At 61.9% G+C, this 25,373-nt stretch carries 25 protein-coding genes; 17 read left to right on the top strand and 8 right to left on the bottom strand.

Annotation, left to right across the window (positions count from 1 at the left end):
- Positions 1-6 precede the first annotated feature (6 nt).
- Complete coding sequence (locus VM94_RS19220) at positions 7-669, bottom strand: acetyltransferase (RefSeq protein ID WP_046684924.1); 663 nt, start codon at positions 667-669, stop codon at positions 7-9.
- 274 nt (positions 670-943) lie between these two features.
- Between VM94_RS19220 and VM94_RS27370 the strand changes: the two genes are divergently transcribed.
- The 7 genes from VM94_RS27370 to VM94_RS19185 all read left to right on the top strand — a co-directional run bounded on the left by VM94_RS27370 (position 944) and on the right by VM94_RS19185 (position 10,391).
- Entirely contained in the window at positions 944-4,153 is a 3,210-nt protein-coding gene (locus tag VM94_RS27370) for a tetratricopeptide repeat protein (protein ID WP_160309305.1), read from the top strand.
- Positions 4,150-5,304 carry a DegT/DnrJ/EryC1/StrS family aminotransferase gene (locus VM94_RS19210; protein ID WP_046684923.1) on the top strand — a complete coding sequence of 385 codons (1,155 nt, stop codon included), beginning with the start codon at positions 4,150-4,152 and terminating at the stop codon, positions 5,302-5,304. The genes VM94_RS27370 and VM94_RS19210 overlap by 4 nt, the downstream gene beginning before the upstream one ends.
- Entirely contained in the window at positions 5,304-6,032 is a 729-nt protein-coding gene (locus VM94_RS19205) for an acetyltransferase (RefSeq protein ID WP_046684922.1), read from the top strand. The genes VM94_RS19210 and VM94_RS19205 overlap by 1 nt, the downstream gene beginning before the upstream one ends.
- Before the next feature lie 141 nt (positions 6,033-6,173).
- Positions 6,174-7,049, top strand: coding sequence for a flagellin N-terminal helical domain-containing protein (locus tag VM94_RS19200; protein ID WP_046684921.1), 876 nt, complete (start codon positions 6,174-6,176; stop codon positions 7,047-7,049).
- A 243-nt stretch (positions 7,050-7,292) separates the two neighbouring features.
- The gene (locus VM94_RS19195) at positions 7,293-8,168 is read left to right on the top strand and encodes a flagellin N-terminal helical domain-containing protein (RefSeq protein WP_046684920.1); all 876 of its coding nucleotides are present in this window, start codon (positions 7,293-7,295) and stop codon (positions 8,166-8,168) included.
- Positions 8,169-8,351: 183 nt separating this feature from the next.
- Positions 8,352-9,227, top strand: coding sequence for a flagellin N-terminal helical domain-containing protein (locus tag VM94_RS19190; protein WP_046684919.1), 876 nt, complete (start codon positions 8,352-8,354; stop codon positions 9,225-9,227).
- Between the two features lie 57 nt (positions 9,228-9,284).
- Positions 9,285-10,391, top strand: a complete 1,107-nt coding sequence (locus tag VM94_RS19185; protein ID WP_185982116.1) for a hypothetical protein — start codon at positions 9,285-9,287, stop codon at positions 10,389-10,391.
- Between the two features lie 42 nt (positions 10,392-10,433).
- On the opposite strand, the gene VM94_RS19180 is transcribed toward VM94_RS19185, so the two are convergent.
- Genes VM94_RS19180 through VM94_RS19150 form a run of 7 tightly spaced genes read right to left on the bottom strand, consistent with a single transcriptional unit; the run spans position 10,434 to position 16,717 of the window.
- Positions 10,434-12,521 (bottom strand): flagellar biosynthesis protein FlhA, encoded by a 2,088-nt coding sequence (locus VM94_RS19180; RefSeq protein ID WP_046684918.1) that lies wholly within the window; start codon positions 12,519-12,521, stop codon positions 10,434-10,436.
- Positions 12,518-13,657: an EscU/YscU/HrcU family type III secretion system export apparatus switch protein gene (locus tag VM94_RS19175; RefSeq protein WP_046684917.1), complete on the bottom strand. Its 1,140-nt coding sequence runs from the start codon at positions 13,655-13,657 to the stop codon at positions 12,518-12,520. The genes VM94_RS19180 and VM94_RS19175 overlap by 4 nt, the downstream gene beginning before the upstream one ends.
- Complete coding sequence (locus VM94_RS19170) at positions 13,647-14,447, bottom strand: flagellar biosynthetic protein FliR (RefSeq protein ID WP_046684916.1); 801 nt, start codon at positions 14,445-14,447, stop codon at positions 13,647-13,649. Before VM94_RS19170 ends, VM94_RS19175 begins: the two co-directional genes overlap by 11 nt.
- An 11-nt stretch (positions 14,448-14,458) precedes the next feature.
- Positions 14,459-14,731, bottom strand: coding sequence for a flagellar biosynthetic protein FliQ (locus VM94_RS19165; RefSeq protein ID WP_034757874.1), 273 nt, complete (start codon positions 14,729-14,731; stop codon positions 14,459-14,461).
- 3 nt (positions 14,732-14,734) lie between these two features.
- On the bottom strand, positions 14,735-15,505 hold the full coding sequence (gene fliP, locus VM94_RS19160; RefSeq protein WP_046684915.1) for a flagellar type III secretion system pore protein FliP: 771 nt from the start codon (positions 15,503-15,505) through the stop codon (positions 14,735-14,737).
- A complete protein-coding gene (locus VM94_RS19155) occupies positions 15,502-15,867 on the bottom strand; it encodes a FliM/FliN family flagellar motor switch protein (protein ID WP_046684914.1) in 366 nt (121 codons plus the stop codon). Before VM94_RS19155 ends, fliP begins: the two co-directional genes overlap by 4 nt.
- Position 15,868: 1 nt before the next feature.
- Positions 15,869-16,717 carry a FliM/FliN family flagellar motor switch protein gene (locus VM94_RS19150; RefSeq protein WP_235432957.1) on the bottom strand — a complete coding sequence of 283 codons (849 nt, stop codon included), beginning with the start codon at positions 16,715-16,717 and terminating at the stop codon, positions 15,869-15,871.
- A gap of 575 nt (positions 16,718-17,292) precedes the next feature.
- Between VM94_RS19150 and VM94_RS19145 the strand changes: the two genes are divergently transcribed.
- The 10 genes from VM94_RS19145 to VM94_RS28570 all read left to right on the top strand — a co-directional run.
- Entirely contained in the window at positions 17,293-17,631 is a 339-nt protein-coding gene (locus VM94_RS19145; RefSeq protein ID WP_046684912.1) for a flagellar hook-basal body complex protein FliE, read from the top strand.
- A 60-nt stretch (positions 17,632-17,691) separates the two neighbouring features.
- Positions 17,692-19,428 (top strand): flagellar basal-body MS-ring/collar protein FliF, encoded by a 1,737-nt coding sequence (gene fliF / locus VM94_RS19140; protein WP_138828842.1) that lies wholly within the window; start codon positions 17,692-17,694, stop codon positions 19,426-19,428.
- Entirely contained in the window at positions 19,406-20,446 is a 1,041-nt protein-coding gene (locus tag VM94_RS19135) for a flagellar motor switch protein FliG (protein WP_046684910.1), read from the top strand. The genes fliF and VM94_RS19135 overlap by 23 nt, the downstream gene beginning before the upstream one ends.
- A complete protein-coding gene (gene fliH, locus VM94_RS19130; protein ID WP_034787861.1) occupies positions 20,443-21,132 on the top strand; it encodes a flagellar assembly protein FliH in 690 nt (229 codons plus the stop codon). Before VM94_RS19135 ends, fliH begins: the two co-directional genes overlap by 4 nt.
- Positions 21,129-22,439, top strand: a complete 1,311-nt coding sequence (fliI, locus tag VM94_RS19125) for a flagellar protein export ATPase FliI (RefSeq protein ID WP_046684909.1) — start codon at positions 21,129-21,131, stop codon at positions 22,437-22,439. The genes fliH and fliI overlap by 4 nt, the downstream gene beginning before the upstream one ends.
- An 8-nt stretch (positions 22,440-22,447) precedes the next feature.
- Positions 22,448-22,885 carry a flagellar export protein FliJ gene (locus tag VM94_RS19120; protein ID WP_046684908.1) on the top strand — a complete coding sequence of 146 codons (438 nt, stop codon included), beginning with the start codon at positions 22,448-22,450 and terminating at the stop codon, positions 22,883-22,885.
- An 89-nt stretch (positions 22,886-22,974) separates the two neighbouring features.
- The gene (gene fliD, locus VM94_RS19115; protein ID WP_046684907.1) at positions 22,975-24,387 is read left to right on the top strand and encodes a flagellar filament capping protein FliD; all 1,413 of its coding nucleotides are present in this window, start codon (positions 22,975-22,977) and stop codon (positions 24,385-24,387) included.
- A 51-nt stretch (positions 24,388-24,438) separates the two neighbouring features.
- Entirely contained in the window at positions 24,439-24,828 is a 390-nt protein-coding gene (gene fliS, locus VM94_RS19110) for a flagellar export chaperone FliS (RefSeq protein WP_034757830.1), read from the top strand.
- Positions 24,821-25,138 (top strand): hypothetical protein, encoded by a 318-nt coding sequence (locus VM94_RS19105; protein ID WP_046684906.1) that lies wholly within the window; start codon positions 24,821-24,823, stop codon positions 25,136-25,138. The genes fliS and VM94_RS19105 overlap by 8 nt, the downstream gene beginning before the upstream one ends.
- The coding region (locus tag VM94_RS28570) for a hypothetical protein (protein ID WP_046684905.1) at positions 25,135-25,373 on the top strand (239 nt) is incomplete at its 3' end. The genes VM94_RS19105 and VM94_RS28570, both read left to right, overlap by 4 nt.

Raw genomic sequence — 25,373 nt, 5'->3', positions numbered from 1 at the left:
GTGGGCTTACAGATACTTGTCGCCGGCCAGGCGGCTGCGTATCGTTTTTGCCGGCGTGCCATAACTGACGCACAGATCGGCCACGGGCCGCGTCACCACGGCGCCGGCGCCAATCACGCAATGGCTGCCGATGCGCATGCGCTGCAGCAGCAAGGCGCCCATGCCCAGGGCGCTGCACGTGCCTATGAAGCAGCCGCCGCCCGTCGCAGCGGCAGGCGCCAGGCTGGAAAAGGCCTCCATCACGGAATCGTGATCGAGCGAGGCGCGCGTGTTGACGAGACAACCGTGCCCGACGTCACAGCCGGGATTGATCACCGCCCCCGCCATCACCACGCTGCCCGCGCCGATACGCACGGCCCTGGCGACGCTTGCCTGCGGATGCACGGCGCTGACGAAGGGCAATTGCGGGCACAATGCCGCCACGCGGGCGGTCACGCTTGACCGCACGAAGTTATCGCCGATGGCCACCAGCACTCCTTGCACGGCGAGCTGTTCCACCAGGACCGGCAAATCGGACTCGGCGCCCAGGACGCGATAGCCCGAGGTTTCCTCGCCGACCGTCCGGAATGGGTCGATCAAGCCGGCAATGCGAAAGACCCCCTGCCGTTCGACCACGTCAATGACGACCTTCGCATGGCCCGACGAGCCAATGATCAAAATGTTTTGCATATCCCAGCTGAAAAGTGAACGATATCGGACAGCGGCCGTCCGGCAAGGACGACGCCAATTCACGGGCATCATACCAGCAGCCCGGCGCAAGGCATGCCGCCCATCCGCCTGCAAGGTTTTTAAAACAGCCACTTTTCCCCGCGCTTTGACCAGCCAGCAACACCAAGTTTGCATTGCGACAGCATTCCTGGATAAATTCCACCTGGAAAGTTTCTCAGAAGCACTTTCACCAGTTACAATTCCCTCTGCTAACTATTTCACCTTCCGCCCGCCCATGAACGCAAACGCCCTTCCCGCAGTGCCCCTCGACGCCGAATTGCAGCAGGCAATTACCGAACACCAGGCTGGCCGTTTTGCCGAGGCGGAAGAGCTTTACCTGGCGATTTTGCAGGCGCATCCCTATCACGCCATCGCCAACCACAATATGGGCTTATTGGCGGGACAGGTCGGGCAATACGAGGCCGGCTTGCCGTATCTGCACAAGGCGCTGTCGGTGAACCCCGACGAAGGCCAGTTCTGGCTGTCGTATGCGGATGGCTTGCTCAAGGCGGGCGAACGCGAACAGGCGCTGGAGATCGTCACATCGGCCATCGCGCGCGGTCTCGACAACGAACAGTCGCAAGGCTTGCGCAGCCGCATCGAAACGGCGATCGCCAGCACGCCCACAGCGCAGGAAACGCAGCACGTCATTGAGTTGTATCAAGCCGGCCACCATGCCGAACTGGAAGTGGCCAGCCACGCCCTGACACAGCGCTATCCCGACTCCGACTTTGCCTGGAGCGTGCTGGGCACCGCCCTGCAATTACAGGGCAAGGATGCCTTCGAGGCCCTGCAAAAAACCGTGCAGCTGGCGCCCAACGATGCCGAAGCGCATGGCAACCTCGGTACCGCATGGCAGGAACGGGGTATGTATGCGCAAGCCGTGGCCAGCTATACCCGGGCGCTGGAACTGAATCCGGACTTTGTCGAGGCGCATGGCAACCTGGCGGCAGCGCTGCAGGCGCAAGGCAAGCTGGAACAGGCCGAACAGGCCTACCGTCAAGCGCTGGCGTTGCGTCCCGATTATGCCAAGGGCCACTTCAATCTCGGCAATACATTACAGCTCATGCAGCGCAGCGCCGAAGCCATCGCGTGCTATCAACGCGCGCTGGCCCTGCTGCCGGGCGACGCGGAAATTTATCTGAATCTGGGCAATGCGCAGCTAGACCTGAAACAATGGCAAGCGGCCATCGTCAGCTATCGGGCCGTACTGCAACTGGCGCCACGCACCAAAGCGGCACATGCCAACTTGGCGGCGGCGCTGCATGAGGCCGGAGAATACGAGAGTGCGGTGAAAATTTGCCAGTCTGGCATCATTTTGCATGCGGACGACGCCAAGCTGCACAATAATCTGGGACGCGCGTTTCAGTGGATGGGGAAGGCTGAGGAAGCCATCGCCGCGTATGAACAGGCGATCGCGCTCGATGGCGATTTCCCTCAGGCGCTAAGCAATCTGGGCTTGCTTCAATGCAAACAGAAAAACTACGCGGCAGCCATCGAGTACTGCACGCGTGCGTATCACCTGCAACCAGACGATGGGCCAGCGAGCGCCCAGCTCGCCATCGCCTACGGAGCCGCCGAGGACAGGGACAATGCGCTGAAGTACTTTCAGCAGGCCGTCGATATGGCACCTGAGAACGCTGCGATGCACAAGCATCTGGGCGACTACTACAACAACATCAAGCGCTTCGAGCAAGCTGTCGCGCCATATCGCCAGGCAATTAAATACGAACCAGACAATAGCGAGACGCATAACAACCTCGGGGTCGTTCTACAGGAATTGAAGGCGTACGACGAAGCGATCGCTGCCTACGCGCGCGCGCTGGAATTGAATCCAAAAAACACCTCGGCGCTCATTAATCGGGGATCGACACAGCAGGCGCAGAATCAAATCGAACTGGCCAAGCAGAGTTATCTTGCCGCTCTCGCTATCGACCCCAAATTCGATCGCGCTCACTTTGCGCTCGGCAATTGCCATGTGATCATGAACGAACCCCTGCTGGCCCTCGAGTGCTATCACAAGACGCTGGCAATCAACCCAGACTATCGCGATGCCTACGTCAATATCAGTGCCACTTTCAGCAATATCGGCCGAATAGACGAAGCCATTGAAACGTGCCGCAAGGGGCTGGCCGTTTGCCCGCTGTGGGAAACCCTGTTCAGCAACTACCTGTTCTTGCTGTCGCATAGCGCAAACATTGACGCCGAGACACTGTTTGCCGAACATCAGCGCTTTAGCGACACCTTCGAAAAGCGCGTCGCCAAAATCCCACGCGGGCACGACAATACCCGCGACCCGCTGCGCACCCTGAAGGTAGGCTTCGTGTCAGGCGATCTGCTCAACCATCCGGTACCGCACTTCCTCATCCCGATCCTGGAGAATATCGCCGATGGCGCCCGGTTGTCACTGTATGCCTACCATAACAATCCGCAAAACGACGATATCACGGAGCGCTTGCGGGAAGTCATTCCCCACTGGCGCCAGGTCGAGCACCTGTCCGATCCGGACCTGGGCCAGCTGATCCGCGACGATGGCATCGACATCCTGATCGATTTGTCCGGCCACACGGGCAAGAACCGGCTGCTCATGTTTGCCGCCAAGCCCGCCCCAGTCCAGGCCAGCTGGATCGGCTACCCGCTCACGACGGGACTGCAGGCGATCGATTACTATCTGAGCGATCAGTACTTCACGCCGCCGGACGAATTGGGCAGCCAGTTCTCCGAAAAACTGATGCTGCTCCCCGCCTGCGTGCCATTCCTGCCATCCGAGCTTGCGCCCAGCATTGAGCCGGCGCCCGTATTGGCAAATGGCTATATCACGTTTGGCAGTTTCAACCGCACCAACAAAATCAATCGCCAGGTCATCGCGCGCTGGGCCAGGGTGCTGCGCGCCGTCCCCGATTCCAAAATGATCGTGGCGGCCATGCCGAAATCGGAAGCGCCGCCACAACTGGCTACCTGGTTCGCGGAAGAAGGCATTGCGCCGGAGCGCCTGACCTTCGAAGGACGCACGAGCATGGCCCAATTCATGGCCATCCATCACCGCATCGATATCTGCCTCGACGCCTTCCCGTATTGCGGCAGCACGACGACCCTGCATGCGCTGTGGATGGGCGTGCCCACGCTCACGACGGCAGGTCCCACCATGCCTAGCCGCGCCGGCAACATGATCATGCGCCAGGTCGAACTCGATGACTTCATCGCCACTGACGAAGAGGATTTCGTGCGCAAGAGCGTGTCCATGGCGGCCAACCCCATGTTGCTGGGCGCCTACCGTTTCAGCATGCGGCACCGCCTGGAGCGCTCGATCCTGGGCAAGCCCAAGCTGATCACGGAAGGGCTGGAAAATGGCCTGCGCATGGCCTGGCAACGCTGGTGCGAAGGCTTGCCGCCAGTTTCGTTCGAAGCGCCCGTGGCCGTGCCCAACCCGCCGATCGGATTATGATGAGCAGTCAAAAAAACAAACCCGTCTATGTCACCCAGCCCCTGCTGCCGCCGCTGGAGGATTTCCTGCCGTATCTGGAAACGATCTGGGACAACAAGATCCTGACCAATGGCGGCCCGTTCCACCAGCAGCTCGAGCAGGCGCTGTGCGACTACCTGGGCGTCAAGCATATCTGCCTGTTCGCCAATGGCACGCTGGCATTGATGACGGCCTTGCAGGCGCTGCGCATCAATGGTGAAGTGATCACGACGCCGTACTCGTTTGTCGCCACCGCTCATTCCCTGCTGTGGAACAACATCAAGCCGGTCTTTGCCGACATCGAGCCGCACAGCCTGAACCTCGACCCAACCAAAATCGAGGCGGCCATCACGCCGCAGACCACCGCCATCATGCCCGTGCACTGCTACGGCCGGCCATGCGACATCGAAGCCATCGAGAAAATTGCCGACAACTACAACCTGAAGGTGATCTACGATGCGGCGCATGCGTTTGGCGTACGCCACCGCGGTGGCAGCGTGCTCAATCACGGCGACCTTTCCGTGATCAGCTTTCACGCCACCAAGATCTTCAACACCTTCGAAGGCGGCGCCATCGTCTGCCCCGACGCCAAGACCAAGCAACGCATCGACCACCTGAAAAACTTCGGCTTCGTCGATGAAGTCACGGTCGTGGCCGCCGGCATCAACGGCAAGATGAGCGAGATCAATGCCGCCTTCGGCTTGCTGCAGCTCAAGGGCATTGACGGCGCGCGCCAGAAGCGCAAGGCGATCGATGCGCATTACCGCCAGCAGCTGGCCGGCATCGGTGGCATCACCTGCGTGCAGCAAGGCGATGCCGAGGCCGCCAACAACGCGTATTTCCCCATCCTGGTCGGCCCCGGCTACCCGCTGTCGCGCGACGCCCTGTTCCAGTTGCTGCGCGACCAGGAAATCTACGCGCGCCGCTATTTTTACCCGCTCATCAGCGACTTCCCCATGTACCGAGGCATGCCGTCCGCGGCGCACGCGAACCTGCCCGTGGCGCGGCTGGCGTCGTCGCAAGTGATCTGCCTGCCCATCTATCCCGATCTGGAGATGGCGACCGTGGACGCCATTATCGCCATGATCGCCGCACCCGCACTGCAACAAGAAGTGATACGGAAGATCGCCTGATGCAAATTTCCACCGAAACCAATTTTTCCGGCGTAGCGGAGAACCACCCATGGTCGGCGCAATTCACGGTACTGGGCTACGCGGATGGCGCCATCAGCACCCTGCCCCATCAATTTTTCCGCAACTGGCTGGACCAGGAACCGCAGAGCGGCCACTTTTATATTGGGCGCGGCTCCTGTTTCGGCGTCGGTTCACTGGTGAAATATGACAGCGGACAGCAAAGCCTGTGCGTCGGACGCTATGTGGCCGGTGGCTCGCGCCTGAGTTTCATCCTCAATGGCCAGCATGAAATGCGCACGGTCTCGACGTTCATGCTGTCGATCCTCGGCGATGGCTTGAAAAATACGCCGCCGCCACAGTATGCCGACACGGTGATCAAGAACGATGTGTGGATCGGCGACGAAGCAATGGTGCTGGGCGGCAGCGTGATCGAAAACGGCTGCGTCATCGGCGCCCGCTCGCTGCTGCCACCGAATTTCCGTTCGGAACCCTATGGAATTTATGCGGGTTCGCCAGCGCGCCTGATCCGCTACCGCTTCACGGAAAAAGTCCGTGCCGCGCTGCTGGAGCTGGCCTGGTGGGAAATGCCACTGGAATGGGTACGCAACAATAACGCCATGTTCATGGAAGACCTGTGCGCCGACGAAGCGAAGGCCTTGCTGGTCATCGACATCCTGAAAAGCAGCCGCAAGCTATGGGAGTCGGAACACGGCGGCGTGGCCGATTGAACTTGCACAGCCTATCATTATGGCAATGAAAAATAAATTTCCATACGGCATTTAATAAAGTGGAATGCAGGGTCGCCTTGTACGGGTAGGAGCAGATAAACAGTCGCTCCTACCCGTAACCACCCAATTAGGAATGACACCATGCTGAGCCTTCACACCAACGCTGCCTCCCTGTCGGCACAAAATTCGATCTCGAATACCCAATCCAAACTGTCGACTTCGATGACGCGCCTGAGCACCGGCTTCCGCATCAATTCGGCCATGGACGACGCTGCCGGCCTGCAGATCGCCACCCGCCTGAAAGCACAAACCAGCGGCATGACCGTTGCGATGAACAACACGCAAAACAGCACCTCGCTGTTGCAAACGGCTGAAGGCGCGTTCGCTGAAGTAACCAACATGCTGGTGCGCATGAAAGACTTGGCGACCCAAGCTTCCGATGCTTCGTCGACCGCCGCCGACAAGACCGCCATGCAAGCTGAATACAATGCATTGGGCCAGGAACTGTACAACGTCATGACCAACACCACGTTCGGCGGCACGGCACTGCTGGGCGACGGCAGCGGCGCAGCCAAGGGCACCTTGTCGACTTCGATGACCTTCCAGATCGGCGCGAGCTCGACCGAGAAAATGAGCTTCGACGTGTCGACCAACCTGGCATCGCTGAACACGGCCCTGAGCGGCCTGAGCAAAAACTTCTCGTCGGGTGCTTCGACCGGCGCCAACGAACTGACCAGCACTGCCAACGCCACCATCGGCCTGCTGGCCACCGCCATCGACAGCGTCAGCACCGTGCGTTCGGCACTGGGCGCGACGGCTAACCGCCTGGACCACGTCAACACCAACCTGTCGAACATCGCCACCAACACCAAAGCCGCTACCGGCCGCATCATGGACACCGACTTCGCTACCGAAAGCTCGAACATGACATCGTCGCAAATGCTGCTGCAAGCTGGCACCGCGATGCTGAAACAAAGCAACAGCATGTCCTCGATGGTCATGTCCCTGCTGCAATAATATTGACCCGGCCGCTCGCGGCCAGTCTCTCGAAGCCAGACTCCGGTCTGGCTTTTTTTTCGTGCGCGCCTGGCGCCAGCCTGCCGCAACAGCATCAGGACGAGCCGGTGAACCGACAAACCGCATTTATTTTAAAAAATTTCCTTAAAGCATTTAATTAAGATGGCGGCACGGTCGTCTTGTACTGATAGGAGCAGATAAATCGTCGCTCCTCACCGTAACCACCTAATTAGGAATGACACCATGCTGAGCCTTCACACCAACGCTGCCTCCCTGTCGGCACAAAATTCGATCTCGAATACCCAATCCAAACTGTCGACTTCCATGACGCGCCTGAGCACCGGCTTCCGTATCAACTCGGCAATGGACGATGCTGCCGGCCTGCAAATCGCCACCCGTCTGAAAGCACAAACGAGCGGCATGACCGTTGCGATGAACAACACGCAAAACAGCACCTCGATGCTGCAAACGGCTGAAGGCGCGTTCGCTGAAGTAACCAACATGCTGGTGCGCATGAAAGACTTGGCTACCCAAGCTTCCGATGCTTCGTCGACCGCCGCCGACAAGACCGCCATGCAAGCCGAGTACAACGCATTGGGCCAGGAACTGTACAACGTCATGACCAACACCACGTTCGGCGGCACCAAGCTGCTGGGCAAAGGTAGCGCCGCAGCTGACGGCACGCTGTCGACGTCGATGACGTTCCAGATCGGCGCAAGCTCGACGGAAAAAATGACGTTCGACGTTTCGGGCAACCTGAGCTCGCTGAACGCAGCCCTGACCGGCCTGAGCGCCAACTTCTCGAGCGCCGCCGCGGCAGGCGCCACGGAACTGACGTCCAACGCCAACGCCAATATCGGCCTGCTGGCTACCGCCATCGACAGCGTCAGCACATTGCGTTCGGCACTGGGCGCGACGGCTAACCGTCTGGACCACGTCAACACCAACTTGTCGAACATCGCCACCAACACCAAAGCTGCTACCGGCCGCATCATGGACACCGACTTCGCTACCGAAAGCTCGAACATGACGTCGTCGCAAATGCTGCTGCAAGCTGGTACCGCAATGCTGAAACAAAGCAACAGCATGTCCTCGATGGTCATGTCCCTGCTGCAATAATATTGACCCGGCCGCTCGCTCGCGGCCAGTCTCTCGAAGCCAGACTCCGGTCTGGCTTTTTTTTGCCTGCAGTGCCGGGAATTTCCAGCATATTGAACTAAATTGCCATCATGTTTAACGATGTTGCCGGCATAGTCGCCTATACAAGGTAAACGCCGAACAATCGTCCACTGGAGCCGCCGCGTGCTGAGCATTCATACCAATACTGCCGCACTATCTGCCCAGCGGGCCATGGGCTGGGCGCAGCAAATGCTGTCGACGTCGATGACGCGCCTCTCCACGGGCTTTCGCATCAACTCGGCCATGGACGACGCGGCCGGCTTGCAGATCGCCACCCGGCTGAGCGCCCAGACCAGCGGCATGGCGGTGGCCATGCGCAATACGCAAAACAGTACCTCCCTGCTGCAAACGGCCGAAGGCGCGTTTGGCGAAGTGACCAGCATGCTCGTGCGCATGAAGGACCTGGCCACCCAGGCGGCGGACGCCTCGTCGAACCAGAAGGACCGCGAGGCCATGCAGGGCGAATACGATGCGCTGGGCGCCGAGCTGTACAACGTCATGACGAACACCCGCTACGGCGGCACTTTATTGCTGGGCAACGGCAGCGCCGGCATGGGCACCTTGTCGCAAGCCATGACGTTCCAGATCGGCGCCACCGGCAGCGAGACCATGCAGTTCAGCGTGGCGGGCGACATGGGTGCGCTCAACACTGCGCTGCAGGCGATTTCCGTCAATTTTGCGCCGGGCGCCACAGCCGGCAGCGAATTTGCCAGCAACAGCAGCGCCAACGGCATGATCGACATGCTGGCGGCAGCCGTCGACAAGGTCGGCAGCGTGCGCTCGGCGCTGGGCGCCACCGCGAACCGGCTCGGCCACGTCTACAATAACTTGTCCAATATGGTCACCAACACCAAGGCCGCCATCGGCCGCATCATGGACGTCGATTACGCGGCCGAAAGCGCCAACATGACGTCGGCGCAAATGCTGATGCAAGCGAGTACGGCCATGCTCAAGCAAAGCCAGAGCATGAGCAAGCTGATTCTTTCTTTACTACAATAATTACCGGCAGGACACGATGGCGGATCGGATGAATATGTATCAGCAGGAAGCAATGGCATGGCGATAGACCGCATTGCATCGGGCAACCCGGTGCCCCTGATTACCCAGCGCTTCGACGTCAGCCCCGCTACGCCGATGGTGCCTGGCGTGGTGCAGCCGCTGGTGCCTATCGGCCCCTACATGGCGCCCGCGCCCGACGCCGGCACCCTGCCCGCCCAGCTGCAGCAGAAGGGACAGGACAGCCTGGCATCCCTCATCAAGCCGAATGCCGAGGGTACGGGCGGCGCCTTGCCGCGCGACAGCAGCGCCATGCAGGTCAACCAGCTCTTCTTCACGCGACAGCTGATATGGCAGCCGCCCGACGCGGCGCAGCTGGCCGCCTCGTGGCGCGTGATGGTGCGCACGTATGGCGAACAATATGCGGCACTGCAGGAACAGGCGCGCGGCCAGCACGTGCCGGGCAATTTGTTCATGGCCGAGCAGCAGCCGGCCCTGCTGCGCGAAGGCGCCCGCCCGCCCTTGACGGTCGACAGCGAAGCGTGGCGCTTTGCCGTGTATGGCTGGGGCGGCCAGCGCCTGCTGCTGCGCGTGCTGGCCAGCGACGAAGACGAAGATGCAGCACCGAAACGGCGCGGCAAGGTGGCGCTGCGCGTCGAACTGATCATCATCGGCATCGGCCGGGTCGTGATCCAGATGGAACCGTCCGGCGACGGCGTGCTGCTGGAACTGGCCGCCGAAGAGGAAGCGGCATTGCGCCATTTGCGCCTGGCCCTGCCCGAAATCGCCGACGCCGTACGGCGCGCCGGCCTGCGCCTGGTGCGCTGTCGCCTGAACCGCCAGCTGCATGCGCAGCGCGTGCACGGCAACTACCCGATGCAGGCGGGCGCCGCTTCGCTGTCGCTGCCCCTGTTCCGCGCCATGGCCGAAGTGGCCCTGCTGCTGACACAGCCGGAAGCGGAAGTGGCGGCCGATCCCGATGCGCCGGCAGAGGCGCCCGCGTCCGAGCCGGAGGAAGAAATCATTGTCTCGAAGGAAGTGGCGGCGCCGTTCGGTTACGATTATGGCGACGCGTCGGCGGACGCACAGGAAGAGGATGTATTCATGCTGGCCGGGCCGGCGGAGCCGACGCAGGATTTGCTGCCGCCCATCGACGAGCAGGATTGATGCAGCATAAAAAAACGGCGCTCGAAGCGCCGTTTTTTCATTTTACCCCACCGTGCCGATGATGCTCACTTCACGGTTTTCCGGGATTTCGTTGTACGACAGCACGTGCAGTCCCGGCGCGAACAGGCGCGCATAGCGGGCCAGCAGCGGACGGATCTGCGGCAGTACCAGCAGCAGCGGCGGCGTGGCCTGCTGCTTCATCTGCTCGCGCGCCACCGGCATGTTTACTTGCAGCTGAGACAGCAGATGCGGGTCGATCGGGTAGTTATCGAGGGTCACCTTGCCCGACTGGCGCGCCTGATTCAGAGAGCCGAGCAGCATGTTTTCCAGCTCGCCACCCAGGTTAAATGCCTGCATTTCCATTTTCTGGCCGAACAGGCCGCTGACGATCTGGCGCCGCAGCGCGCAGCGCACTTCGGCCGCCAGCAGGATCGGATCCTTGGTCGTTTCCGAGCTGTCGAGCAAGGTGGTGGCGATGGGCACGATATCCTTCAGCGACACATTTTCCGCCAGCAGGACGCGGAACACGCGCAGCAGCTGCGTGTGCGTCAGCGCCTTGTCCAGCGCGCCGGCCAGTTTCGGCGACAGGGCCGTCAGACGCTCCATCATGTTCGACACGTCTTCGTGGCGGAACAGTTCCGGCAAGTACTCGCGCACCATCTTCGACAAGTGCGTGGCGATCACGCTGGGCGCCTCGATGACCTGGTAGCCGAGGCCCAGCGCATGTGCTTTTTCGCCCGGTTCGATCCACGTGACGGGCATGCCGTAGGCCGGCTCGATGCCGGGAATGCCGTCGAGCTGGCCATACACGTTCGGCGAGGGGATCGCCATCAGGCGGTCGGCCTGCACTTCCGCCTGCGCCACCACAGTGCCAGACAGCACGATCGCGTACTGCGACGGCTTCAGGGCCAGATCGTCGCGCACGCCGATATTCGGCAACAGCAAGCCCATCGATTCGGACAGGCTCTGGCGCACGCCCTTGACGCGCTTGTTCAACGGTTCGCCCTGGGTTTTATCCACCATGCCGACCAATTTATAGCCGAGCATCACCATCAGCGGCTGTACGGCGGGCAATTGCTGCCATTCCAGTTCGGCCGGCTTGTCATCGCGCAAGGCCGCCTCGATGGCCGCCATGCCGGCCGCGTCGGGCCCTTTCACGCGCTTGGTCAGACGCCAGGCCACGAAGGCCAGCACGGCGGCAAAGGTCATGAACATGAACCACGGCATGCCCGGGATCAATGCCAGCGCCACCATCATGCCGGCCGCGCTGTAGATCACCGTTGGCGACGTCAGCACCTGGCCTGCCACTTGCTGTTCGAAATCGCCCGAATCGCTGATACGGGTCACCAGGATGGCGGCCGCGGCCGACAGCAGCAGCGCCGGGATCTGCGCCACCAGGCCATCACCAATGGTCAGCAGTGCGTACTGGCGGAAGGCGTCGCCGAACGACAGGTCGTGCATCAGCGAGCCGATGGCCACGCCGCCGACCATGTTGATGATCAAGATCAAGATACTGGCGACGGCGTCGCCGCGCACGAACTTCGACGCGCCGTCCATGGCGCCGTAGAAATCCGCTTCGGCGGCCACGTCCTTGCGGCGGATCTGGGCTTTTTCCTGGTTGATCAGACCGGCGTTCAGGTCGGCGTCGATCGCCATCTGCTTGCCCGGCAAGGCATCGAGGGTAAAGCGCGCGGACACTTCCGAGATGCGCTCGGCGCCCTTGGTAACGACGGCGAAATTGATGATCATCAAGATCACGAAGACGACGATACCGACGACGAAGTTACCGCCAATGACCACGTTACCAAACGCCTCGATCACCTTACCGGCCGCGTCCGCGCCCGTATGACCGTGCAGCAGCACCACGCGCGTGGACGCCACGTTCAGGGTCAGCCTGAGCATGGTGGTGGCCAGGATCACCGTCGGGAAGACGGAGAAATCGAGCGGCCGCTTGGCCGACACGCTGACGAGGATGACGATCAGTGCCAGCACGATATTGAAAGTGAACAAGATATCGAGCAGCACGGGCGGCAGCGGCAGGATGATCATCGCCAGGATCACCAGCAGGAACAGCGGCGTGGCGAACTTGTGGCGGCGCATTTCGGCAACCAACCGGTTCAGGAAATTCATGAAGGTACTACCTCGCTCAAATGAGATGGCACGACCACCTCGGTGGGAAATGGGGGCTGGGCGGCGCGCTGCCCAGTACGGAATGCTTTCAGCTGCAGTATGTAGTTGAGCACCTGCGACACGGCCTGGTACAGCTGCACGGGAATCTGCTGCTGCACCTGGCTGGTGTTGTAGATGGCGCGCGCCAGCGGCGGCAACTCCAGCGTTTCGATATTGTGTTCCTTCGCCACTTGCCGGATGTACAGCGCCATCTCGTCGACGCCCTTGGCAACGACGAACGGCGCCTCGGCGCGGTCCTGGTCATACTTCAATGCGACGGCGTAATGCTCGGGGTTGACGATCACCACGTCGGCGTCGGGCACCGTCTTGCGCACGCTGCGCCGGCCGATCTGCTGCTGCAGCTGACGGATGCGCTGGCGCACTTCGGGCCGTCCTTCGCTGCTTTTATGTTCTTCCTTGACGTCCTGCTTGCTCATGCGCTGGTTGCGGGCAAAGAAAAATGCCTGCGCCGGCACGTCGATGATGGCAAACAGGACGAAGACGGAAATGAGCGCCATCAGGCCGTCGAGCATCAGCGCCGAGCCATCGAGCATGGCTTGCTGCAGGGGCCTGTGTTGCAAGTCCACGTACTGCGTCAGGCTGGAGCGGCTCACGTGCACGAGCACCATGCCCAGCACGACGGCCTTGGCGATCGACAAGCCGAATTCAAAAGCATGCTTGGGCGCAATCAAACGGCCCAGGTTCTTGGCCGGACTCAGGCGCTCCATCTTCGGCGCCCAGTTCTTCGTGCTGATGACCCAGCCGCCGGGGATCAAGGAACCGAGCACGACGAACAAGGGCACGCAAAACAGCGGCACGATCATCTTGATCAGCAAGCCCACCGACGTGGTAAACGCCATCGACATGGCATTTTCCAGCGCACCCTTGCTGTCGAGCGGCATGAAGGACATCGCGAACAGCTCGCGAAAGCTGACCAGATAACCGGGCAGCAGGTAAATGAAGACCTTCATGCTGATCAGGATGCCCAGCGCCGTCGACAGGTCGCGCGAACGCACCACCTGCCCTTCCTGGCGCGATTTCTTCAGCTTCTGCGCTGACGCCTTTTCTGTTTTGTCGCCCGTGCTGCTATCCGCCATGGGCCACCCGCATCTGTTCGGCGATCATGTCGAGCACACGGTTGGTCATGGCGACATAGTGCTCCGGAATAAAGCGCACGATCTGTATCAGCATCAGCAGGCCGAACATGGTGATCATGGAAAAACCCAGCGAAAACAGGTTCAGCGACGGCGCCACCCGGTTCAGGAAGCCAAAGCCCAGCTGCACCACCATGGTGGAAAAGACGATGGGCAAGGCCAGCAGCATGGCGGCGGCGAAAATCCACGCCACGTTATACGCCACCGTCTGCAGCAGCAGCGGCCCGTAGCCCTGCCCCACGGGCCAGGCCGTGAAACTGGCGCCGATCACGCCCGTCAGCACGAGGTGGCCGTCGATGGCGAAAAACACGATCATGCACAGGATGGTGAGCAGGCCGGAAATCACGTCCGACGAAGTGCCGTTCAGCGGGTCGTTCATGACGGCCATGGAAAAGCCCACCTGGCTCGACACGAGGTAGCCGAGCACCGACATGACGGACATGGCGAAGTGGAAAGCCAGGCCCAGCACGAAGCCGACGATGGCCTGCTCCAGCGTGGCGACGAGGGCGTGCAGGGAAAACGGATCGATCTTCATCAAGTCCTGCGACACGCCCGACGCCTGCATCACGGGCAGCATCAGGATCGCCAGCACCAGCGACAGCAGCACCCGCACGGGGACGGGCACCATGGCGTCGCCGATCACGGGCGAGGCGCTGAGCATGGCCAGGATGCGGCAGAACGGCCACCACACGGCCAGCAGAAACGGCAGCACCTGATTGAAAATCTGATCCATGGCGCGCGGCGCTATCCGACCAGGGTGGCGGCGCGCTGAAAAATGGACACGCAATAATCCATCAGGTAACCGGCCATCCAGCGTCCGGCCAGGATCAGGGCCAGCAGGGTGACCAGCAGGCGCGGCAGGAAACTCATGGTCTGCTCATTGATCGAGGTGGCCGCCTGCACCAGCGCGACCAGCAAGCCCATGAGCAAACCCGGCACGACCAGGATCACCACCAGCAGCATGACGACATGCAATGCTTCAATGATCAGATCGACGGCGACTTCAGGGGTAAACATCGGTCAATAGCCCTGTATGCTGGTAACCAAGGTGTTGACGGTCAGGGTCCAGCCATCGACGAGCACGAACAGCAGCAGCTTGAACGGCAGCGAGATGACGAGCGGCGACAGCATCATCATGCCCATGGCCATCAGCACGGACGCCACCACCAGGTCGATGATGAGGAAGGGGATGAACAGCATGCAGCCGATCTGGAACGCCGTCTTGAGTTCAGACAACACAAACGCGGCCAGCTTGACCGTGAAACTGTGGTCTTGCGGACGCATGCTCGACGGTTCGCCGGCCAGGTGCGCGATCTGCGCCAGCGCGGCCTTGCTCGTCTGCGCCAGCATGAAGCGCGAAATGGGCACTTCGGCAATCTTCAGGGCTTCCTGCATGCCGATCTGGTCGCGGTCGTAAGGCACGAACGCTTCCTTCCACACCTGGTCGCCGATGGGACGCATGACGAGCAAGGTGAGAATCAGGGCGATGCCGGTGACGATACGGTTGGGCAAGCCCTGCTGCAGGCCGAGGGCCTGGCGCAGCAGCGACAGCACGATGACGAAGCGGGTAAAGCTGGTCATCATCATGACCATCACGGGCAGCAGCCCGAGCAGGGTCATGACGACGAGGATCTGCATCTTCACCGACAAGTCGGTCTTCGCGCCCGGCACCACGCCGGATAGCAGGTCCTGCGCGCCGGCGGCGCTGCAGCACAGCATCAGAACAGGGACAGCCAGCGCGGCAGCCAGCGCGCCGCGGCGCCGGCTCAAACCGGGTACCGCCAGCTTCATGCTGTCATCAGGTCGAGATTGAGGCCGTCGAGGTCGATGACTTTCAGGCCATAGTTCTCGCCGGCCACCACCACTTCGGCACGGCCGATCGGCGTGCCGTTGACCTTGATCACCAGCGGTTCGCCGGCCAGCATGTCGAGTTCGATCACGCTTTCCGGGCCGATGGCCATCAATTCTTCCAGCGAGATGCGGGCCGAGCCCACTTCCAGGGTCAGGGTGACGGGAATCTTGCGCATCATCTGCGGAATGTCGCGGCGCGCGCGGGTGCTGGCCACGTCGGAGACGTCGCCCTGGTCGATGATCATGTCATCGCCCAGGTCTTCCAGCAGGGTCTCGCTCTGGTTGGTATCGGTCATATTCATATTATTCGACATCTTCAAATGAGGTTAAACAGAGCTTGCCCTTGTGTTCGGAAACAGCCGCTGTAAATAAACGGGAATCGTCGAGCATGACGTCGGTACGGCTCAGGCTGACGGGAATCACGTCGCCCACGCGCAAGTCAAACAGGGCGCCCAGCTGCACCTGCTTGCTGACAAGGCGGCCTTCCAGGGTTACCTGCAGGCGCGAAGCGAGCGGACGCACGCTGCCGCGCAAGGCCTTCTTCGCTTGCGCGCGCTCGGGCAGCAGGCCGCGCAGCACGTCGGCCATCAGGCGCTTGTCCAGCGAGAACCAGAACTGGCCGCTCTGCCCCGCCTCGACGTCGCTCAGGGCCACGGTGATGATCCAGCTGCCGCGTGCCGGGTGCACGCCGGACTGCACGGCGACCTCGGCATTGGTGTCGATGTCGCTGCTCTTGCCCAGGGTTTGCAGGTTTTTGTGGATGCGGGCAAACAAGCTGCCCACCAACTGTTGTCCGAGCACCACAGCGAGGCGTTCTTCCGTGGCCGTCACGCGCACTTGCGCCGGATCGGGCAGCGGCCCCTTGGCGCCGGCACTACCATAGCGATAGTTCAGCACGCTCAAGAGTATCTGCCGCTCGAGCGCAAAGCCCGGCTGGCCGGCCTGCGTGGAAAAACTCAGCCAGCGGTTCGCGCTGTCCTCGTTCTCGACGCGCGACAAGGTCACGGCATCGATCTGGAAATTACCCCAGTAGCGACGGCTCATGGGCTGGCGCAGGGCCACGGCCAGGTCGTCGCGCAGCTGCGCGCCGAATACATGCAGCAAATGGACAGGACGTCCAAGCAGACAGGAATCGAGGACTTGATGGCGCACAGTTTGATCTGTCTTAGTGGTTATCATGAGGGTCATGTCGTATTGCGGTGGCAGAACAAATTATACGGATCGCCCGAAATTAAATACAGCATCATCTTGCTCTTGCCGACAGGCTTGCAAGCAAACGATTGCGCATCGTATCGCATGCTGGATGACTACGGTGCTGAACAATACATGAAAACGCTAAATATTGCCATGTATCAATATTCCTTGAGGCAATCCTCTCTTTACTTTATAGTTGCCCCGAGGTAAGCTTATAGGGACAAAATAGTGATTTGCAGTGTGCCATTCCGCTTACCTGATTCCGGTTTTTTATGGCAGTTTTCAGTTCTTCTTATTGCCACCAGCAGAAACTTTTATCAGATAAATATTAGTTGTCATGGCCATGTAAATCCTGCCGGCGCGGGTTTGCTGAGTTTGTTTGAGTCTGCTTGAGCGGATGGTGTGGCAACTGATAAAACTGATGGGCCCTGCGGATCGGGCCGGGCAAATCGCATGACATGCAATTCTGCCGGAATGGCAACACCAGTAATTTCTGATTGATACGTCACCGCATATTGAAAGTAGAGGGCAAGATGAGCAACGAACTCGCAGGTCTGATCAAGGCCGATCTGGCAGCACTGAGCAATGACGCGCGCGCCCTGGGCGCCAGCATCATGCCGGCCGCCCAGTTCGGCGCACCGGAGCAATCGGGCTTCTCTTTTGCGCAAAGCATGAAAGACGCCATCGGCAAGGTCAACGGCGATGACCGCATGGCCGCGCAAAAAATGAGCGATGTCGACAGCGGCAAGAGCGACGACATGGTCGGCGCCATGCTGGCCAGCCAGGAAGCGAGCCTGTCCTTCTCCATGTTGATGCAAGTGCGCAACAAAGTCATGGGCGCCGTCGACGAACTCATCAAACTGCCTCTGTAATCTTCACGCCCTGATCCACGCCCAGCCTCCCAGCGAAAGTTACCCCAAGTGATTACCACCATGAAGTCCGCATTTGCGCGCTGGCGCCCTGGCGCCCAGCCCGCCATCCCGCCCGCCCTGCTGAAAAACCTGGTTCCCATCGTCGTGCTGGCCATCGGCATCACCGCCATGGTGACCATGTATGCCTGGCGCGACCAGGCCAACTACAAGCCGGTGTTTGGCGCGCGCGAAAAAGTGGCCGTGACGGACATGATGGCGACACTCGACGCCGAGCACATCCCCTACCGTTTGCATCCGGACAGCGGCCAGGTGCTGGTGCCCGACGCCGTGCTGGGCAAGGTGCGCATGCTGCTCGCCTCGAAAGGCGTGACGGCGCAGCTGCCGGCCGGCCTGGAACTGATGGACAAGAATGACCCGCTGGGCGTCTCCCAATTCGTGCAGGACGTGCGCTTCCGCCGCGGCCTGGAAGGCGAACTGGCGCAAAGCATCATGACGATGGACGCGATCGCTTCGGCGCGCGTCCATCTGTCGATTGCCAAGTCGACGTCGTTTGTCGCCAGCGACGGCGACAAGTCGTCGGCTTCCGTCGTCGTGGCGCTGAAACCGGGCCGCACCCTGGCGCCGGAACAGATCGCCGCCGTCATCAACATGGTGGCCGGCAGCGTCGCCAGCCTGGCGCCCACGCGCGTGAGCCTGGTCGACCAGGGCGGCAACCTGCTGTCCGCGCACGTCGACCTGACGGACGGCTTCGACGCTTCGGCCGCCGGCAATGAAGGCGCGAAACGCTTCCAGGATGAAATCCGCCACAACGTCATGGGCTTGCTGGGTCCCGTCATCGGCGAAGACAACTTCAAGCTCAGCGTGACGGCCGCCGTGAACAACGACCGCGTCGACGAAACGCTGGAAAAATACGGCGAAGCCCCGAAAGTGACGAGCGAGGCGATGCGCGAAGAGCAGGAACGCAACCGCACCGTGGCCGGCATCCCCGGCAGCCTGTCGAACCGTCCGCCAGCGGCCGCCGTGCCGGCACCGGCCGATGCCGCCAGCGCAGCCCCTGCCGATGGCGCGCCGAAGCCGTCCGACGATGGCACGGCCCGCAAGAACGCCACCACGCGCCAGTACGCCTACGACCGCAGCATCACGCAGATCAAGCGCAGCCGTGGCCGCCTGGAAAAACTCAGCGTGGCCGTCGTCCTCAACAGCGCCGCCGCACCGAATCCGAAAACGGGCTGGACCCCTGCCGAACTGGGCAATATCGAAAAAATGCTGCGCAGCGGCCTGGGCATCAACGCCCAGCGCGGCGACAGCCTGAGCCTGACGGCGCTGGCCTTCCCCGCCAAGCCGCCTGTGGCGCAGTGGTGGGAAGAGCGCGATACCGTCGTCGACTTCAGCGGCTGGCTGCTGTACGCCCTGGGCGCCGTGCTCGGCTACTTCCTGATCCTGCGTCCGATGCTGCGCCTGCTGACCTCGCGTCTGGCGCCGCCGCCACTGAAACAGCTCGATCCAGCCCTGGCACTGGGCGGCAGCAACGCCGCCGCCGGCGCCAATGGCGCAGCCGCTGCCGGCGCGCCGGCCTTGGGCGTGAACGGCAGCCCGCTGGCGCTCGAAGGCGAAGCGGCCGCGCCTGGCAACATGCCGGTCGTGCCGCTGCTGGAAAACTATGATTTGCCGCCGCCAGGCTCGGCGGTCGACGTGATGGTCGACCACCTGAAAGTACTGGCGGAAAAAGAACCCGAGCGTGTCGCCGAAGTCGTCAAACAATGGATGCAGAAAAATGGCCGAACTCAACAACAATAATCCCTCCGACGGCGCCGAGTACGAAAGCGTCAGCCTGAATCCCGTGGAACAGGCCGCCATCGTGCTGCTGAGCATCGGCGAAGAACAGGCGGCCAACGTGCTGCGCTGTCTGTCGCGTGAAGAATTGCTGGAAGTCACGCAAGTGATGTCGCGCATGAGCGGCATCAAGGTCGAATCCGTGAAAACGGCCATGCAGACCTTCTTCGACGACTACCGCCAGCAAAGCGGCGTGCACGGCGCCTCGCGCAGCTACCTGAAGCGCTCGCTGGACATGGCGCTGGGCAGCGATATCGCGAACAGCGTGCTGAACAATATTTACGGCGACGCGATCCGTCCAAAAATGGCGCGCCTGCAGTGGGCCTCGCCAAAATGGCTGGCCGAATACATCGTCAACGAGCACGTGCAGATGCAAGCCGTGTTCCTGGCCTTCCTGCCGCCCGCGCTGGCCGGCCAGATCCTCGACGCCCTGCCCGCCGAAGGCCGCGACCTGGTCTTGCTGAACCTGGCGCGCCTGGACGAGATCGACCGCGACCTGCTGGTCGAGCTCGACGAGCTGGTGGGCCGCTGCCTGGGCACGCTCGACACGCAAAGCACCAGCGTGGAAGGCATCCGCCAGGCCGCCGAAATTCTCAACCGCATGCCGGGCAACCGCGCCGCGCTGGTCGAACTGCTGCGCGCGCACGACCCGGACGTCGTCTCGGAAATCGAACTGAGCATGTACGACTTCCTGATCCTGGCCACGCAGAGCGATGTCACGCTCACGCGCATCCTGGAAGACGTGCCGATGGAACAGTGGGCCATCGCCCTCAAGGGCGCGGAACCGGCTATCCGCGACGCCGTGCTGAAAACCATGCCGCGCCGCCAGGCGCAGAGCTTCGAAGACATGATGCGCCGCTCCGGCCCCGTGCCGCTGTCGCGCATCGAACAGACGCGCCAGGAAATCATGGCCACCGTCAAGGGCCTCGCCGATGCGGGCGAGATCGAAGTGCAACTGTTTGCTGAAGCGGTGATCGAATGAAACACTTCCGCTCGTATCGTTTCCCGCCCCTGTCGCAATTCATCGCCGCCGGCCAGCGTGCCTCCAACGAGGACACGGATGGCCAGTGGCAGGCGTCCGTCTCGGAAGGCTTCGAGCAGGGCCAGCGCGACGGCTACGAAGTGGGCCTGGTGCAAGGCCAGCAGGATGGCTACGACACCGGACGCAACGATGGCATGGCGCAGGGCCGCGAAGAAGGCCGCAATGAAACCCTGGTGGCGCTGGACCGCCTGGCCCGCCCCGTCGACGCCATCTTGCGCGACCTGAAAAAAGTGCGCGCCGATTACCGCGAAGCGCAGCGCAAGGAAGTGGTCGACCTGGTGGCCAAGGTGGCGCGCCAGGTGATCCGCGCGGAACTGGCACTGCAGCCGGTGCAATTGCTGGCCCTGGTCGACGAGACCCTGGCCTCGATGCCGCCCACGCGCGAGGAAATCGACGTCTTCCTCAATCCGGAAGAATTGAAACGCATCAGCGAACTCGATCCAAAGCGCGCCAAGCGCTGGAACCTGATCGCCGACGCGCGCCTCGACGCGGGCGAATGCCGCATCAAGGCAGGCGACAATGAAGTCGACGCGGGCTGCCATCAGCGCCTGTCGGCCTGCATGGAACAAGTCAGCAGCCACCTGGCGCTGGCCGCCGAACACGCGGATCAGGGCGCGCCTGCATGATCGCCGACACGCTGCGCAGTTTCGAGATCGGCGACATCCCGGTCGCGACCCCGACCGGCCGCCTGGTCGGCGCTTCCGGCCTGCTGCTGGAAAGCGCCGGCTGCCGTTTGCACACGGGCCAGCGTTGTCAAATTGAAACTGTGAGCGGCGAGTGGCTCGACGCGCAAGTCGTCGGCTTCCGCGAAAAACTCTCTTACCTGATGCCGTTCAAGAAGGCCACGGGACTGACCACCGGCGCGCGCGTCCTGCCCCTGCCCGACAAGGCCAGCCTGCAGATCGGCCCGTCGTGGCTGGGCCGCATGGTGAATGGCCTCGGCGAGCCGATCGACGATCTGGGCCGCCTCGGCGGCGAGCACGTCCTGGAAGTGACGCCACCGAAGATCAATCCCCTGAAGAAACAACCGGTGGTCGAGCCGCTCGACGTGGGCGTGCGCGCCATCAACAGCATGCTGACCCTGGGCAAGGGCCAGCGCGTGGGCCTGATGGCCGGTTCCGGCGTGGGCAAGAGCGTGCTGCTCGGTCTGATCACGCGCCAGACGGTGGCCGATGTCGTCGTCGTCGGCCTGATCGGCGAACGGGGCCGCGAAGTGCGCGAATTCGTGGAAAAGTCGCTCGGCGCCGAAGGTCTCAAGAAGGCCGTGCTGGTGATCGCGCCAGCCGACGAGTCGCCCCTGATGCGCATCATGGCTACCGAACTGTGCCATTCGATCGCCGCGCATTACCGCGACCAGGGCAAGCACGTGCTGCTGCTGGTCGATTCGCTGACGCGCTATGCAATGGCCTTGCGTGAAGTGGCGCTGGCCCTGGGCGAGCCGCCCGCCACGCGCGGCTATCCGCCGTCGGTCTTCTCGAACTTGCCGCAGCTGGTGGAAAGCGCCGGCAACGGCGCCCACCCGGAAGGCAGCATGAGCGCCATCTACACGGTGCTGGCCGAAGGCGATGACCAGCAAGACCCGGTGGTCGACACGGCGCGCGCGATTCTCGACGGCCACATCGTGCTCACGCGCGAACTGGCCGAGCGGGGCCACTACCCCGCCATCGACATCGCCGCCTCGATCAGCCGCTGCATGGCGCAGGTGATCACGCCCACGCACATGCAGGCGTCGCGCGCGCTGAAAGCGTCGATGGCGCGCCATGCGCGCGTGCGCGACCTGATCCCGCTGGGCGCCTATGTGCCCGGCGCCGACCCGATCACCGACCGCGCCGTGCAGCTGCACGCGCCCATCGAAGCCTTCCTGTGCCAGGGCACCAAGGAAGAAGCGCCGATGGGGCCGTGCATCGAACAACTTGAACAGATCATGGCCTAGGAGCATACGTGAGCGACGCGCATACCATCCGCAACCTGACCACCCTGGTCGGCCTGCGCAGCACCGAAGTGGAACGCCTGCAAGGTGAAATGGCGGCGCAGACGGCCGTGCGCGAGCGCTACCAGAAAAACCTGGAGCGCCTGACGGGCCTGTACACGGATAGCGGCCCCAGCGGCGCCCTGCCCCTGGCCCTGTCCGTCAACTGCGGCAACTTCAAGCAGGCCGTCATGCAGATGGCCGACCAGCACCGTACCGATTTGCATTTGCACGAAGCCAACATGGCCGTTTCGCAGCGCGCCCTGAATACGGCCTGGGCCAAGCGCGAGGTGCTGGACCAGGTGCTGACGCAAAAACAAAAGCATGTTGCAAATGAGCAACACCGAGTCGACGCCAAGCGGCAAGACGAGCTGGCGACGCAATTCTGGTTCCGCGGGCAGGTAAAATGAGGTTTGTGTAAGTTTCTTTCAGGAAAACTTCACGAAACGGGAATGGGGGTCGCCTTGTACCGGTATATCCCTTTATTCAGGAGTCTGGCATGGCAAATGTAATTACTGCACCGCAATACGATCCGATCGTCACCGCAAAAAATCTGGCGACCAAGTCGGTAGCGGCGCAACAGGCCGCCCTGGCTGCGCAGACTGCGCTGGCCAGCAATACCTCTAGCGCGCTGGGCAACCTGAAATCGGCCATCTCGGCATTCCAGCTGGCGATGTCGTCCATGACGTCCAGCAAATCCGTGCTGAGCCAGTCCGCCACCTTCAGCAATACCGCGTATGGCACGGGCACGGCCGGCATCAAGGCGGCGCCGGGCAGCTATGCATTCTTTGTCGAACAACTGGCCACGGCCAGCCAGACGTCGTATGGCGGCTTGAGCAGCACCACACCGGCCAACGGCGGCAACATGACCATCCGCCTCGGCGATCCGCTGGCCGCTGTCACCGCCGACAACGCCTTCGACATCGACCTGGCCGCCGCCAACAAGGATGGCGACGCCTACCTGACGCCGCAGGAAATCGCCGCCGCCATCAATGGCAACAGCAAGAACAATGCGAGAGTCACCGCTTCCGTCATCAATATCGGCAACCAGGCGCAACTGGTGCTGACGTCGAATCTGACGGGCGTCGCCAATGCCGTCTCGATCGACACCAACAGCGTGACGGATCCGGGACTGCAGACGGCGCTGAAGAGCGACATCAAAGCCATCGCGGCGCCCAAGGATGCCATCGTCTGGCTGGGCGCCCAGGGCACGGGCACCAAAATTACCCAGGCATCGAATACCTTCACCAACGTGCCCGACGTGAAAATGACGTTCACCAAGGCCATGAGCGCTGGCGAGAGCCCGATCACCGTGACCGTCGGCACCGACAACACGGGCACCATCGCCAATGTGCAAGCCTTCGTCGACGCCTACAACAAGCTGAAAAGCGTGATGGATGGCCTGGCCAGCCCCGGCAATCCGGAAAAGAACATCGCCGCCGGCCTCTTTGCCCACGACTCCGGCCTGAACGCCCTGCGCTCGAGCATGGGCGACGCCCTGCGCCTGAACGTCGACGGCGTATCGCTGGTCGCGTATGGCATTACCGCCCAGCGCGACGGCACGATCAGCCTGAATACGGCAAAACTGACGGCCAAGCTGGCGGACAATCCTGGCGGCCTGGACAAGCTGTTCGGCAATAACAGCCTGTCGGCGCCAGCCGGCGTGCTCGGCGGCCTGGACAAGGTGCTGGGCCAGTGGAGCAATGTCACCAAAGGCCAGATCACCCAACGCCTGGCAGCGACGGACAAGTTGCAGAAAAGCCTGGCCCAGAGCAGCGAGCGCCTGACCAATCAGTACAACACGGCGTACAACCGTTTCCTGGACCAGTTTTCCCGCCTGCAGGTATTGCAGGAGCAAATGACGCGCAATTCCGACATGTTCGATGCCATGTTCGGCAACGACAAATCCTAAGGCGAGCGTGCCTGCCGCACCGCGCCACGTTAACATAGCGAGAAGATAATAATGTTGAACAATGAAGCTTACGGCAGTTACCACGCCGTCAACCTGGACTCCCAGACCGCCCGCGCCACACCGGTCGAACTGGTACTGGTGCTGACGGACGGCCTGCTGGAAGAACTGGCGCGCGCGCGCGGGCACATCGTGGGCAAGCGCTACGAGCAAAAGGCGATCAGCCTGGACAAGTGCACGCAAATCATCAACGGCTTGTCGAGCTCGCTCGATTTCGACAATGGCGGCGAAGTGGTCGTCAACCTGGCGCGCCTGTACGACTATTGCGTGGCGCGCCTGTACACGGCCGGCATCAAGCTCGACCCTACCCTGATCGACGAAGTGACGACCTTGATGACGACCATCAAGCGCGGCTGGGTGGGCGTCCAGGCCAACAATGCCTAGGCGCGCCGCGCTGCAGCAGTTGAGCCGGCAATTGAACGCGGCGCTCGCGCAGCCGGACTGGGCGGCGATGGAACAACTCTCGGCCAGCATGGCGAAAAACATCCCGTTGCTGGCCGAACGGGGCGCATGGAATGCGCAGGAACAAACAGAATTGTTGCATTTGCGCAAAATTCACGCGCAAGCGGTTAAAATTTGCTCTGAGGAAAAAGAACGCCTGGGTCAACACCTGGGTGCATTACAGGCAAATAAGGAAGGTTGGGTCGCCTACGCCGCGCTCGGCGAATACGACTCGGACGGGAATCAAGCATGATCATGAACTTCAACACGGCGCCGGCCGCTCCGGCACGGGCGGCTTCGGCCGCACCTGCACCAGCAGCGGCGCCAGCGCAGCCACAGGCCGCCGCCTTGCCCGGCACGCCCGGCTATGGCAGCAATGGCGCCGCCCCTTCCGCCTTGCCCCTGTTTGCGCAGGTGCTCGATGTGACGGGTGTGGAGACGGCCGACGCCGGCACGCCTGCGTCCGCGCCCGCCAAGGACAGCGATAG

The sequence above is a fragment of the Janthinobacterium sp. KBS0711 genome, from assembly GCF_000988085.1.
Classification (GTDB): Bacteria; Pseudomonadota; Gammaproteobacteria; order Burkholderiales; family Burkholderiaceae_D; genus Janthinobacterium; species Janthinobacterium lividum_E.
The sequence above is the reverse complement of the archived record's forward strand: the minus strand, read 5'-3'. Positions and strand labels throughout refer to the sequence as shown.